The organism is Sporomusa rhizae (assembly GCF_041428845.1).
Taxonomy (GTDB): Bacteria; Bacillota; Negativicutes; order Sporomusales; family Sporomusaceae; genus Sporomusa; species Sporomusa rhizae.
On sequence record NZ_CP156925.1, the window covers coordinates 1,766,533 to 1,779,735 of the forward strand.

The window sequence follows — 13,203 nt, forward strand, 5'->3', positions numbered from 1 at the left end:
ATGTGCATTGAGCAAAATAAAGAAACAACTTTTTATAATAATTTGAGTCGGTCAGAGCGAGGCAGACTGATAAGCAATTGCTTAAGAGTCAGTAGCCAACCAGTCTTGCGCAAAAAAACGAGGGAGCCATAATAGGCCCCCCAGGAGGGATTTGGACATTAATTTTGTTTTTTATCTGTACCTTCATCAGTGGTGGTCCTATCTAAGGACCTTCTATTGGCGTACTCTTTCAAAATTTGTTGTTGCTTTTGCCACTCACCAGTACGATCAGTTAGTTTTTTGCCCATAAAATCACCTCCACCAAATAGTATTTCCTTGACAGGAAAAAATACGGCCGGTAAAATTTAAAAATTGACTTGGGGTGCAAGCGGTAAGCGTGATCGATAAATTTTAGTGAGGCTCCCCATCTTTATAAAACCATTTATGGAACGAATACCAGACATACCAACTGATTAACCACAAAATGTACGAATAATACCAATTATAGTTATTGTGATAAGTAATCATATCAGTATACCTTACAGCCAAATATTCAATTCCTGTTAAAATGGTTGTCCAAAGAAAAGTCCACTTGATTCTTGACATGGGAGAATATCTAGCCCAAAACATAGCCAGGACTGGTACAATAACGACATTTACTGTAAAAGAAACGTCTTTTACACCGGGTAAAACCTTTACCGGAAACTCCCACCAATTAAAGTAATTGGCAACATAGCAAAAAAGATTCGCATAAAAACTAGCAAACAATCCAACTGGAATAAAGCGTTTCAATTCTTTGCGAGCAATAATCACCGCAATTATAGCAATAGCAATAGCTATGTATTGTATTAACAATTCGATATTCATACCATCATCCTTTCTAAAGATATATTTAGATTGTGTAGTTTAAGTTAATTAAATCCAAATAAAACAGTCCGGTTGGCGATAAGACAAGGAGATTTATAAAATAACAAAACTCAAGTCGGCCCGGGGAGCGTGGGCCGACTTTTTTGGCGGATCTGGAAGTACACTGATGGCTGCTGAACAAAAGGAACGTATATGCAACATCTCTGCGATTGATCCAATATATTTTGTTGATGTAATTGTGGAAATATGGGAAAAATTTAATAATTATTGTTGTCGTACTAATTTATACCGGAGCAATGGTTTACTGACTGCATAAATAGTCCCAATCTGAATTGGGAGTAGGACTAAACTTTTGAGTACTCGTCCAAATAAAAACAAATTGCCAGCTTTCTGGTATAAGATGGATAGCCATAACGTGTTTAAACTAAGATCTACTAATAAGAGTACAATTACGCTTGCTAAGCTGATTCTTTGCAAAGTTATTTTTTTATTGTGTAAAAAGTAACCGTAGATCATTCCGGACACAAATGAACTTAGGGTAAATCCTGGGAAAAACAACCCGGGAGAAAAGAACATGCATCCTAGAACATCGGCAATAGCAGCAACAATACCACCTAATAATGGACCTAATAGTATAGAACACATTACAATTGGTAAAAAGCTAAGGCTGATTCGAATGAAGGGGGTCTGGATCGCGAAAACATTAGTAAACATGATGATCAGGGATATGAAGATTGCTGAAAAAACTAATGTATTAGTGCATATAACCGGTTGAAATGGTTGGCGTTTCGTATAAAAAAGCATGGAAGCACCTCCTGAAAAATGTAGATCAAATTGCTACAAATTGCTACATATTTTGGATTTTCTTCTATGCAGCAGCGGGATGCAGTGTTTGTATCGCAAACTAATGAAGTAGTTTTTCGTTCAGTGACAACTCCCCGTTTACATGACACTTAACGCACAAACACTTACTCTGCAAATTATTGGAGATAATTATAGAGCAGATGTAGGAAATCCTGCTTTAATTTAGAAATTTTATTAAAATAAATTTAAAGGGCAGATGCGCTTATCTAACTCTAAGTTCTTTCTAGCTTACTAATTCGCCGTTCAAAATCATCCAGTCTTGCGATCAAAGCTTTTTCTGCTTTTTCACTCTCAGCTTTTTCCTGCTGCTCACAACACTGAGACACTAACTCAGCAATTAAGGCAATTAGATCTACCGCAACGCTTAGAATTAGAGTTAAAAGTACCAGTCTATCAACATCGTCACATTTCATAATTGCAACTCCTACAAACTTTTATGATACATTTTATGTTTTAGGAAATGCGTTAGTTCAAGAGGAGGGCAAATCATGAATATTGATTCAGCAATCCAACTAATTAATTTATGGCTGGAAAGCTAGATCATACCGCAGAGGGGTTCATTGGGTAGTAAGCACTTCCTGTTACGTCAGACTAATTCAGATTATTTTCCGTAATATTCTTGACTTACTACAATATTCCATTTAAAATATAAATAATACTAATGAATAATTATTGTTGAAATTGGTGTATGTAAACCACTATCAAAGCAAATGCTAAGCATTTGCAAACAAACGAGGTGATTCAAGTGTCTACCGAGCACATTGACCACCTAAGGAGTAAGAAGAGTTCGTATTTATTACATATGCGCATAATCCGATAGTTGGTACCCAGGATTACCTACTTCTGATTGACGCAAACACAAAAGATGCAATGGAGAACGAGGAGGAAATGTAATGGAAATGTCATTTATGGACGCCGTAAGAGGCAGAAGAACGTATTACGCAATAGGCAAAGAGCAAGTGGTTGATATTGACCGCATTCAGAACATTATTAATGAGGCAGTAAAGCATGTACCGTCAGCATTCAATTCTCAGAGTGCTCGTGTGGTGGTTCTTTTTGATGAACAACATAATCGTTTGTGGGATATTGTTAAAGCGGAGTTAAAAAAGATAGTACCTGCCGATAAGTTTCAGGCGACTGAGGAAAAGATTAATGGTGCATTCCGCAGCGGCTATGGATCGATTCTTTATTTTGAGGATATGAACGTAGTCGCAGGGTTGCAGCAGCAATTTCCTGCATATAAAGAAAACTTCCCAGTCTGGTCTAATCAGTCATCAGGCATGCTACAGTTTACTATTTGGACAGCTCTTGAAATGGAAGGGCTAGGTGTATCGTTGCAGCATTATAATCCAGTTATTGATGATGCGGTTAAAGCAGAGTGGGATATTCCGGATAATTGGAAGTTGATTGCCCAGATGCCTTTTGGCAAGCCACTCTCGCAGCCTGATCAAAAAGACTATCTACCTACCGAAGAACGTACAAAAATCTACAAATAGCCGATAGATCAGATTGAGAATATTTAGAGTGTTATCAAGAAAAACTCCTGCTAGCAAAAACTAGGCAGGAGTTTTAATTTTGATGGCAAATATTTCAAAAAAAGCAATAGGTTTGTTTTTTGTTGCCGCGCGGCACGATGTAATCATTACTTTTACGACAGGTTCGGATGGAACTGAGCTCGTGGTTTGATTTAACGGCGAATGAAATTCTTGAAGTCCTAACAATCATTATTGACCGATGGCTTCTTATGCTGGAAGAATAAATTAAGGATTGGGGTGTGGACGTATGAGTGAATTTTTTCAAACGCTAATTATCGTGACGTCGTTGGGGCTAATCTATATAACGATATTGGGTGCAACAGCCAGCATGTTTCATATTGTTCCTAGCACCGAGCAAAGTGAAACAGGGGGTGCTAACGATACTGAGGAGGCAGCCGAAACGGTAATTCTGAGACCGGTGTCAAGCGTTTATATAAAATCTGCTAGAGATGTTTTTCGTCATATTTACAAATGGATTGGTAATGAACCCACAGAGTATCTTATCTTACTGTTGGTTACCGCAGACAACCGTTTGGTGGCTGAAATTCAGTGCACGGATAAGCAGGGGGGATATGTGAATTCTCCCAACATAGCGGTAATTATACAGCATTGCATCCAGAATGAAGCAAATGTTATCTTTATTGCCCATAATCACCCGAATGGAACAATCTATCCCTCAATGGAAGATGTATATTACACCTCCATGCTAATACCTAAACTACAAAAGGCCGGTATTAGGCTAAAAGATCATATCATCGTAACTCAAAGCAGATATTATTCGATTAAAGATAATGATAAATTCGGCGTAGTATTTGATTAATGCTGCTGAAAAGAGATTGGGGACGAGGTTATTGAGGTTATAATAAGCTGAAAAGTAGTATGAAAATTCCTTAGAAGGTATAAATATGTATATCAGAAAAGCCTTAGAGGACGATGCTCAGGCGGTTACCAGAATTCCTTTTGCGGCAAAAAGATATTGGAAGTATCCAGACATAGAGGCTGATCTAATGATTTAGATCAGCCTCTTTTTATTGTTATGCCGCCCGGTCTATAGGATGAAAGTTCCAAAAGGGGGCGAACGCCTACCATTAGCTAAGAACAAGGGCTTCCGCGATGGAACTCTGGAGTAAGTTGACGGTTCCCTGTTAAACTGTATAGCCTAAGAAGGACAACTATGCATAAGCGTATATAATTGTTTACTCCCTCTAATTAAATTTTTCTTTTATCAATCACGTATGAAGTATTTCGCGAGCAGTGTTTAACAACGTGCTAATTAAAAATTGCGTGCTGTTTAATTCTTTTTGTAAGGAAAAACGCTTTTATTTTGCCGGTATTGAAAACTTTACCGTGAAGGTTGTCCCTTCTGGGCTGGTTTCAGCCTCAATGGAGGCATTGTGCCTGGAAGCGACTCTATAGCATATTGGTAGGCCTAAACCAGTCCCTGTATCTTTGGTAGTGAAGAACGGCGTCCCCAATTTTCTCATTATTTTTGGCGAAATGCCTGAACCCTGGTCACTTATGGCCAAAACAACTTTATTCTGCTTGAAAAATGTGCGAATGACAATTTTGCCACCTGCCGGCATGGCGTCTAGACCGTTATTTACCAGGTTAAATAGCAAATGACGAATTTCGTTTTCATCCAAATATAACTCCGGTATGTCTTCTAGAAGGAGTGTTACAGATGAGTTGCCGGCGGTTGCGTTCGTTTGTAATAATGGATGCAAAGCCTTTATTACACTATTTAAACAGCGACTTTTCCGGTGAGATACTTTTTCCTTAGCTAGCAACAGGTATTTACTGATAACTAAGTTTGTCCTGTCTAATTCTTCAAGCATTATATGGCAGCGTTCCTTGCCGATATAGTAATCGTTTTTCATTTGCATCCTTTGCAAGTAGCCCCGGACCGAAGTTAGCGGATTACGTATTTCATGAGCGACGTTTGCAGCCATTTGTCCAACCATATTAAGCCTGTCTATTCGCAATGTCTCTTCTTTCATGCGGGTTTTAATTATGTTTTTAGTTATGAATACAAGCATTGTTGCGCCAACCGTGTGGCTAATGGTCATTGGTATACCGACCGTCTTTACTGTGGAAATTACTATTTCGTTTTGGTATTCCATTGCTACAGTCAACGCCATATGAAATGCTTCAAAGACAATGGCGAAGATTGCTGTGGTCCACAACCCCGGCAGTTGACCTTTTCGCCACCTGTAAACCAGGCCACCTGCCAGTCCTGCCAGAACTGTCGCCAATAAAGCTGAGTGGGCCATTTCTGTGGCTCCGGCGTATCTTAAATCTAAAAAGCGGTAAATACCGCCGAAGAAACTAGCTCCTATACCAACTAATGGGCCACCTATTAATCCCCCAAGCATTGGTCCCAGAACTCTGACGTTGGCTACACCGCCTGCCGCCGCAGCATAGAGTGAAAATAGCCCAAATATTATTGTCAAAAATGACTTATTTTTAAGATTGCGTTTCTCATCAAGCCATTCCAAATAGTATTTAGAATGGCTTACTGTATAAGCCATAACCGTAATTACACAGACATTATCAATTAGTGATACTATAGAGCCAGTTAGAACACTATTCAAAGAAGCACCTCCTTTCAATTTATGTTTTTACATAATATTACATTATTGGATGTGCACTAGCCATTTCCTTCAATATATTTTAAAAATTTCAAGATAATAATACTTAGAATATCTGTAAGGAGAAGATTCACGATATAGAAATCAGGTTTAGTAAGAAGTTTCGCTTAAGCAATAACGCTAAAAATTTAACCGACTTGGATGAGGTGAAATGTTATGAAGCATTATATACTCTTTTTTGACCAAATTAACCGTGCAAGTCTTGCTTTAGTGGGTGGGAAGGGTGCAAATTTAGGAGAAATGACACAGGCTGGTTTTCCTGTTCCGGGTGGTTTTTGCGTTACGACACTTGCCTATCAAGACTTTATCGCAACTAGTCCGGAAATGGCTGGGTTTTTTGAGGAATTGAAATCTATTGATTTATCCAATTTAAGTCAGCTAAGGCAATTAGGGCTGCGTATTCGGGATCATTTGCAACAACTACCAATACCTGAAGAAATTAGCAATGAAATTCTTCACGCATGGGTCAAGGTTGGGACGGAAAATTTTTATGCCGTTCGCTCCAGTGCGACTGCCGAAGACTTGCCTAATGCATCTTTTGCGGGTCAGCAAGATACTTACCTGAATATAAAAGGACAAGAGGAATTGCTCCGTCATATTCGTAAATCGTGGGCGTCGTTATTTACTGACCGAGCCATTGTATATCGAGCTAAAAATGGATTTAACCATAGCGAGGTTTTTCTATCCATCGTTATTCAAAAGATGGTCATTTCCGATCTGTCCGGGATTATGTTTACTGCCGACCCCGTGAACGGTAATCGTACCGTTGTTTCAATCGATGCGAGTTTTGGGTTAGGCGAAGCGTTGGTATCCGGTTTAGTTTCTGCAGATTTATATAAAGTAAAAAATCACGCCATCCTTAGCAAGAAAATATCGCAGAAGAAACTGGCGATTTATTCTATGCCGGAGGGCGGTACAGTCACGAAAGAACTCCTGCCCGCGCAGCAGGAGCAGCAAGTCCTAACAGACCGTCAAATCATTGATTTAGCAGAGCTAGGCAAAAAAATTGAAGAGCACTATGGCAATCCGCAAGATATAGAATTTTGTGTTGCTAACAATGAATTTTTTATCGTTCAAAGCCGACCGATTACTACACTGTATCCTTTGCCTAATTTTCCACAACAGCCAGTACGGCTGCTCTTGTCCTTCGGTCATGTCCAAGTGATGACAGATGCTATTAAGCCACTAGGATTATCTGTACTACAGACCGTTTTTCCTCCGCGGATATTTACGGAAGCGGGGGGAAGAATTTTTCTTGATATGTCGGATGTTCTTCATAATAAGCTGGCGCGCATGATGGTGCCTAAATTTCTGGGCAACGTGGATGAAGCCATGAGCCGTGCTGTTGAGACTATTGTTAAACGTCCCGAGTTTCTTGAAGGACATCAGTCAAAAGATGCAATGACCTTTTCCGCACTTAGAAAAATGCTGATGCCGGTTATTGGGAAGGTTTGGGCTATTATTCGTACAGATGACCCTCAAAAGGGTAAGGGCTATGTAGAAAAAATTATGCAGGAGCGTATTATCAAAACTCGTCAGGCGTTACGGGGAGTGCATGGCGCTGAACGGATAAAAACAGTAAAAGAACAATTGGATACACTTTTTGTGGAGATTGTTCATACTATCATACCGTATGCTGCAGCAGGCATTATAGCAAATGCTTTACTCAAAAAAATAAGTATCCGCATGTTTGGAGACGAAATGGAGGTGCATAGATTAAACAAATCCCTTCCCGGTAATGTCACGAGTGAGATGGGGTTGGAACTTGGGGATTTGGCGGATAAAGCACGTGAATTGCCAGAGGTGCAAGAGTATCTTAAAACGGCGGATGATCAGCACTTTTATAGCGGACTGGAGCAAGTACCAGGTGGAAGGCAGTTCAAAGCGGATTTTAAAGCGTTTATTGATAGATATGGCATGAGATGTCCTGGCGAAATTGATATTACTACGCCGCGATGGTATGAAACGCCAACACGATTGGTATCGGCCATTCTCAGTAATATACGAAGCCTGAAGCCCGGTGAGCATAGACAACGATTTGCCGAAGGGGAAAGAGAAGCTGAAGCTGCGTCCAGGCGTATGTTAAAAGCAGTAGAAGGAAAGCATTTTAAAGCAAAACTTACTTCTCGCTTAATTGATGTATATCGTAATTTAGGCGGGCTTCGGGAACATCACAAGTTTTTTATTATTACCATAATGGGCGATTGCAAGAAAGCTATTATGGAGGAAGCCAACGAACTGGTAAAGGCAGGTATCTTAGAGCAGGCTGAAGATAGCTATTACTTGACATTGGACGAATTGTATCAACTTTTACAAGATAGCTTTGATAAGAATGTTAGTGAATTACTCGCTGAACGCAAGGAACAATATCAATGGTATCAAAGTTTGAAGCCACCGCGCGTTATGACGAGTGAGGGCGAAATTGTTATCGTGCCGCCGAAAAGAGATAGTGTTCCTGAGGGAACATTATTAGGAACTCCGGTTTCCGCAGGAGTTGCTGAAGGGAAGGCTCGCGTTATTCTTAGACCGGAAGCTGCCGTGCTAAATGAAGGGGAGATTTTAGTCGCACCTCATACCGATCCCGGCTGGACTCCTTTATTTCAATCAGCCCTTGCTATCGTCACTGAAGTTGGCGGTTTAATGACCCATGGAGCCGTGATTGCGCGTGAATATGGCATTCCGGCAGTAGTCGGGGTAGATGATGCAACAAGGCTCATTAAAGACGGCGATAGAATACGCGTGGATGGAGTGCAGGGGTTTGTAGAAATTTTAGAGCCAACATTCATTGGCGGGTGAGGTTTATGGTCTTGCCTTAACCCAGTCAGGCACGTTATCAGGTTCAAACATCGTAATTAGCTTTTCAATGATTTCCGGTGCTGAACGTAGCATTAAATAAAGTGTCTCTGACTCGTATACGGTTTCAAGATCCTTGCTGCTAAAGTGAATAATTCGGTTACGCAGCTTAACCAATTCTAGGTACTGGTTGATAATCTCATCATCAATTTCCTGCAAGCTTAGCACCTGCGGTAATGTTTTGCGCAATTTAGTTGGGATGTTAAGCTTTATGACAGGATTATGCGGTTCGTAAAAATCTTCATTAAGTAAGAAATTTAAAAGATCATGTTCGAAACGAGGTAATACCTGTACTTTTTGCTTTTCCTGTAACTTTTTTGTAAGAGTGCTATTAACCCAAGACTCTAAGGCGCAACAAAAATAAATGATTGAAGCTCGGACATAACGCCAACGAATAAAGCACTCGGTTGAAGGAATGAGGGTAGCTTTTTCTCTAAAGAAAAGGGCGTCTCTAAACATTTCTGAAGATAAATCTACATCAAGGCGGCTAATATCACAGTGTGGGCTTATTTGGATTGGAGCTATCTTATTTTCATTCAACGATAAGACATACTCTGTCTCCAAGCGTTTATTCAATTGCAGGCTGATTTCTTGCGTAGCTTCAGCTAAGTCGGCAATTTTCGATCGTAAGCGAATGAAGTAAGACAAGGCAAGAATAGCAATACAACATAAAATTATTGATAAATAGTTGCTAATCGCTATTAGTTTTTCTTCATAGTAAACTGATAGGCAAAGGACAACAGCAAAAAGAAATATCAATAAAAAATTTGAAAATCTGATGCGAGTCGCTAGTTGTTCATTTACTGTTCTGCTAAGCTCATCAATTTGTTTTAGTAATGATTTAAAAAAAAGTTTATCATTATCTTTAATGAGTGATAAATTGTTCGGTGTGTTAGAGTTTTTATGCAATATTAACTACTCCTTTAACGTCCTCTGCATGCATATATTCGATAGTGTATAAGGAAAAATCCTGTAAATACTATGGAGAGAACTAATGGTGCCCTGCCGTTTATCCATATTATAAAATTCCCTCTCTGATTTTCAGTATATCATGTGTTTTAACTGTCCATTAAAGAAGGGATGGATACTCCGTGATAACTCTACTTTACCTGCTTCTATATTTCCCGGTTTTATACACCATAAGGGGGCGTTAAACATAATATGTAATAGGTTACACAACCTTTGAAAGGAGGTTCGATATGCCGAAGCGTTCCTGGGACCATGAATATCCCGAAATAGAATCGTATGAATTTGATACGGATGACCTATATGAAGAAGAAATGAGGCAGACCGCCACCTTTAGTTGTATCCCTCGCTTATGTGTCCCTCGCCTATGTTTCCCTCACTTATGTAGCCCTTTCACATGTAACCCTAGCCCATGTATCCCTCGCCTATGCAACCCTCGCACATGTGTCCCTCGCCCATGTAGCCCACAGCAATGTGCTCCGCCGCAATGCGCTCCACAGCAATGCGCTCCACAGCAATGCGCTCCACAGCAATGTGCTCCGCAGCAATGTGCTCCGCAGCAATGTGCTCCACAGCAATGTGCTCCACGGCCATGTGTTCCACAGCAATGTGCTCCACGGCCATGTGTTCCACAGCAATGTGTTCCATTTGTCTGCTTCCCAAGACCGTGTTTCCCCCGCTAGTGCACTCCTAGATATAATTAAGCGTAATAAGGTTTAATCCCCGCGGGTTCTACTTTCATTTGGTCTTTCGGCGACTTCTTCAAAAGTCTGGTTATTGGCAATTAATGTAGAATTCTTTCTGGGTTGATTCAAGTCGCTGGTAAATAGCGGCTTTTTTCAACACGCGATAATCCAATTGCCACTGATGGCAATCTGATAAAAAACGCTAACCCCAAACCCAGTAATTATCTAGGCTTGGGGTTCATTTATAAATTTCTTAACTAATTCACTGTTCTTAGAATGCGTCAATAATTTATGGGGCAGGGGGACAGGTTCCTTGTCACGTTATAAAAAAACTGACCTGTCCCTGCATCCCCTCTTATCTTTTCTTCACACCTGTAATATCTTCAATTTTAATTCTAATTACGGCACATTTATCTTTAAAAGCATCAAGTACTTTCATCCCCTTGTCCTGAAACTCCGGGCTATATTTTTTCACCAATTCTGTTAGCATTTTGATTTTTTCAGGCTCACTGGCCAATATAGCTTTACCAAAAACAACAACACTTTCATAGTTGGCGGTAAATGAGCTGGGTACTATTTCTGAATATCCAACCACAGTAAAGCATACCTGGCTATTCTGGGAAATATTATCTAACTTATGACCTGCGAGGGCACAATGCAGGTAGATCGCCTCATCTAAAACTATATAGTTTAGAGGGACGCCATAAGGCTGCCCATCTTTGTCCACCGTAGATAACACCCCGTATTCGGCAGCTTTTAGAATACTCATAGCTTCATCGCGCGTTACTTGTTTTTCTGTATCACGGACACGTCTCATAAATATCTCCTTTTGAAGAAGTTTTGCCTAAGGAACACTTAGAAAATTTTAACCTGCAGAACTACTAGATTACCTGAACTGGTATTGAAAAAGCCATGCCCTTCTCCCCTTGGAGATAAGATTATATCTTTTTCTTTAAGGGGAAATTCTTTTCCGTCGATAGTTAATTTTCCTTCACCCTCAGCAACATAAAACACTTCGTCCATATCTTTATGAGTATGTTCCGGCGTACTCTGACCTGGTGCATATAGCAGTAATCCAACATCAAGCTTACTGCCTTCATGACTAAGTGCTTTACGCACCGATTTTTCCAGTGAAAAATCCAATAGAGAATTAGTATTGATTTTTTTCATATTTTGGTTCCCCCTTAATTGTTTAAATAAACTATTACATATTGCCTGTAGCCACTTTCATTAATATAATAAGAAAACAAGTTACTTTTCGCAAGAAGGCACTATTTTGTTTGATACAAACCAAATAGTAACTATTGCTGATTTTATTGGAGGTTTTGAATGGTGAATACTAAGATTTGCCCCATTGAAGCGGCACTGAATTTAATAGGGCATAAATGGAAGGTTCTTATTTTACGAAACTTATTGAACAGAAATAACCAGCGTTTTAGTGAGTTGCTAAAAGGTATAAACGGAATAAGTCAAAAAATGTTAACCCAACAACTTCGGCAAATGGAGCAGAATGGTCTTATTTCGCGCAAGGTTTATGCAGAGGTTCCACCCAAGGTTGAATACTCTCTAACAGAACTTGGCTTGAGTCTTCAACCCATTCTTGAATCAATAAGCACTTGGGGTAAAGGTTATTTAGAGCATCAAGGTAAGCAACAAGAAGATTTCATTAATGATTAAGAAAAGGCAAGAGATGGTTCCCGGTTTGTTGTTTTTTAACACTGTCCAAGAGAAAGGATGCAGGGTCTGTATAGCTTGTCACTTCACCGCAAAATTATACTTTTATTGCATCATAATAAATTAGGTTTGAAGCACCACTAAACAGTGATATTCACAAAAGACATTTTGCAAATTTACTGCGAAACATCTAGTCTATGAGGGATATTGCGGTACTGAATATAAAAGGTTATATACAAACATCACAGTGGTGCCATGTTCGTTAAAGTAACACTCTTTAGTTAAACAATAATAATTATGGAATGATCTTAATTAGCAAAGAAAATTTAAAGTTTAGACTAATGGTCTTGCCAATCTACTCTGCATATGTTATTATCTAATTAAGCACCATCCTTATAGTGACCTAGAGATCAACCAAAGTATTTCAGAGTCGAAGTTTTCTGAAGTGTTCGAGTGGTTAGTATTCTGGATCAGGATAGTGTTTTTTGTTTACCATTAATCGGTTTTAGCCCTCTCACCAATAGTATTGATGTCGTGGAATTAGGGACTGTTTGAAACAAGTTTTTCAGTGATCCATCTGGCGTCTGTTCAGGCGAGTCAAATTCATTAAGATTGGAATAAGTTGTTTGAGATTGTCGTGTATCGAATACTATAGGGATGGTGCGAAATAGGTAGGAGGTTTAACCTTCCTATCTATTTTTATTTTTTGTGACAGAGCATGGTTAGCGAATTAGTTTCTTTCTGGGTTGATTCAAGTCGAGGGTAAATAGCGGCTTTTTTTACTTTAAACACCTTGACTTGCCACAGGATTTTAATTAAAATATAAATAATATTAATAGATAATTAATATCTATTATAAGATGTATGTAAAATCATCCACAGGCAAATCCTAAACAGTAGCTATGAAAACGAGGTGAAGCGAATGTCTGAGAAGCACGTTAACCACCTGGCGAATGAAAAGAGTCCATACTTACTGCAACACGCACACAATCCCATAGACTGGTACCCCTGGGGCGAAGAAGCGTTTGCCAAGGCTAAGGAAGAGGATAAGCCGATATTTTTTAGTTGTGGCTATAGTACGTGCCACTGGTGTCAATTTCACAAATGCAAGTAGACGTCTGCTAGTAAAAA

The 13,203-nt window shown here is 39.5% G+C and carries 14 protein-coding genes and 1 riboswitch; of the genes, 5 read left to right on the top strand and 9 right to left on the bottom strand.

The annotated features are described in order from the left end of the window. Positions 1–158 precede the first annotated feature (158 nt). The 4 genes from SRRS_RS07845 to SRRS_RS07860 form a co-directional block, all read right to left on the bottom strand. Complete coding sequence (locus tag SRRS_RS07845; protein WP_371367756.1) at positions 159–287, bottom strand: hypothetical protein; 129 nt, start codon at positions 285–287, stop codon at positions 159–161. A 103-nt stretch (positions 288–390) separates the two neighbouring features. Beyond that, on the bottom strand, positions 391–846 hold the full coding sequence (locus tag SRRS_RS07850) for a CBO0543 family protein (RefSeq protein WP_371367757.1): 456 nt from the start codon (positions 844–846) through the stop codon (positions 391–393). Positions 847–1,110: 264 nt separating this feature from the next. Continuing rightward, complete coding sequence (locus SRRS_RS07855) at positions 1,111–1,650, bottom strand: folate family ECF transporter S component (RefSeq protein ID WP_371367759.1); 540 nt, start codon at positions 1,648–1,650, stop codon at positions 1,111–1,113. Between the two features lie 70 nt (positions 1,651–1,720). Further along, a riboswitch (THF riboswitch) is annotated at positions 1,721–1,824 on the bottom strand. Positions 1,825–1,922: 98 nt separating this feature from the next. Continuing rightward, a complete protein-coding gene (locus SRRS_RS07860; protein WP_371367760.1) occupies positions 1,923–2,123 on the bottom strand; it encodes a hypothetical protein in 201 nt (66 codons plus the stop codon). A gap of 480 nt (positions 2,124–2,603) precedes the next feature. Here SRRS_RS07860 and SRRS_RS07865 point away from each other — a divergent pair, with 480 nt between their 5' ends. Next, positions 2,604–3,206 carry a nitroreductase family protein gene (locus SRRS_RS07865; RefSeq protein WP_371367762.1) on the top strand — a complete coding sequence of 201 codons (603 nt, stop codon included), beginning with the start codon at positions 2,604–2,606 and terminating at the stop codon, positions 3,204–3,206. Positions 3,207–3,492: 286 nt separating this feature from the next. Beyond that, positions 3,493–4,065 carry a JAB domain-containing protein gene (locus SRRS_RS07870; protein WP_371367764.1) on the top strand — a complete coding sequence of 191 codons (573 nt, stop codon included), beginning with the start codon at positions 3,493–3,495 and terminating at the stop codon, positions 4,063–4,065. Between the two features lie 499 nt (positions 4,066–4,564). On the opposite strand, the gene SRRS_RS07875 is transcribed toward SRRS_RS07870, so the two are convergent. Further along, entirely contained in the window at positions 4,565–5,836 is a 1,272-nt protein-coding gene (locus SRRS_RS07875) for a LytS/YhcK type 5TM receptor domain-containing protein (protein ID WP_371367766.1), read from the bottom strand. A 213-nt stretch (positions 5,837–6,049) separates the two neighbouring features. Between SRRS_RS07875 and SRRS_RS07880 the strand changes: the two genes are divergently transcribed. After that, a complete protein-coding gene (locus SRRS_RS07880; RefSeq protein WP_371367767.1) occupies positions 6,050–8,689 on the top strand; it encodes a phosphoenolpyruvate synthase in 2,640 nt (879 codons plus the stop codon). A 3-nt stretch (positions 8,690–8,692) separates the two neighbouring features. Here SRRS_RS07880 and SRRS_RS07885 read toward each other — a convergent pair whose 3' ends face one another. From SRRS_RS07885 to SRRS_RS07900, 4 genes are all read right to left on the bottom strand, one after another. Further along, a complete protein-coding gene (locus SRRS_RS07885) occupies positions 8,693–9,655 on the bottom strand; it encodes a hypothetical protein (RefSeq protein WP_371367769.1) in 963 nt (320 codons plus the stop codon). Between the two features lie 462 nt (positions 9,656–10,117). Beyond that, positions 10,118–10,360 (bottom strand): hypothetical protein, encoded by a 243-nt coding sequence (locus SRRS_RS07890; protein WP_371367770.1) that lies wholly within the window; start codon positions 10,358–10,360, stop codon positions 10,118–10,120. Positions 10,361–10,753: 393 nt separating this feature from the next. Further along, positions 10,754–11,215, bottom strand: coding sequence for a pyridoxamine 5'-phosphate oxidase family protein (locus SRRS_RS07895; protein ID WP_371367772.1), 462 nt, complete (start codon positions 11,213–11,215; stop codon positions 10,754–10,756). A gap of 38 nt (positions 11,216–11,253) precedes the next feature. Further along, the gene (locus tag SRRS_RS07900; RefSeq protein ID WP_371367774.1) at positions 11,254–11,568 is read right to left on the bottom strand and encodes a cupin domain-containing protein; all 315 of its coding nucleotides are present in this window, start codon (positions 11,566–11,568) and stop codon (positions 11,254–11,256) included. Between the two features lie 162 nt (positions 11,569–11,730). Here SRRS_RS07900 and SRRS_RS07905 point away from each other — a divergent pair, with 162 nt between their 5' ends. Both SRRS_RS07905 and SRRS_RS07910 read left to right on the top strand, forming a co-directional pair. After that, the gene (locus SRRS_RS07905; RefSeq protein WP_371369757.1) at positions 11,731–12,075 is read left to right on the top strand and encodes a winged helix-turn-helix transcriptional regulator; all 345 of its coding nucleotides are present in this window, start codon (positions 11,731–11,733) and stop codon (positions 12,073–12,075) included. Positions 12,076–12,994: 919 nt separating this feature from the next. Further along, positions 12,995–13,186: a DUF255 domain-containing protein gene (locus SRRS_RS07910; protein WP_371367776.1), complete on the top strand. Its 192-nt coding sequence runs from the start codon at positions 12,995–12,997 to the stop codon at positions 13,184–13,186. Positions 13,187–13,203: the final 17 nt, after the last annotated feature.

Coding starts and splice junctions, on each gene's coding strand:
- SRRS_RS07845 (WP_371367756.1), bottom strand. CDS start 287: ATGGGCAAAAAACTAACTGATCGTACTGGTGAGTGGCAAAAGCAACAA.
- SRRS_RS07855 (WP_371367759.1), bottom strand. CDS start 1,650: ATGCTTTTTTATACGAAACGCCAACCATTTCAACCGGTTATATGCACT.
- SRRS_RS07865 (WP_371367762.1), top strand. CDS start 2,604: ATGGAAATGTCATTTATGGACGCCGTAAGAGGCAGAAGAACGTATTAC.
- SRRS_RS07890 (WP_371367770.1), bottom strand. CDS start 10,360: ATGGAACACATTGCTGTGGAACACATGGCCGTGGAGCACATTGCTGTG.
- SRRS_RS07880 (WP_371367767.1), top strand. CDS start 6,050: ATGAAGCATTATATACTCTTTTTTGACCAAATTAACCGTGCAAGTCTT.
- SRRS_RS07870 (WP_371367764.1), top strand. CDS start 3,493: ATGAGTGAATTTTTTCAAACGCTAATTATCGTGACGTCGTTGGGGCTA.
- SRRS_RS07860 (WP_371367760.1), bottom strand. CDS start 2,123: ATGAAATGTGACGATGTTGATAGACTGGTACTTTTAACTCTAATTCTA.
- SRRS_RS07895 (WP_371367772.1), bottom strand. CDS start 11,215: ATGAGACGTGTCCGTGATACAGAAAAACAAGTAACGCGCGATGAAGCT.
- SRRS_RS07850 (WP_371367757.1), bottom strand. CDS start 846: ATGAATATCGAATTGTTAATACAATACATAGCTATTGCTATTGCTATA.
- SRRS_RS07900 (WP_371367774.1), bottom strand. CDS start 11,568: ATGAAAAAAATCAATACTAATTCTCTATTGGATTTTTCACTGGAAAAA.
- SRRS_RS07910 (WP_371367776.1), top strand. CDS start 12,995: ATGTCTGAGAAGCACGTTAACCACCTGGCGAATGAAAAGAGTCCATAC.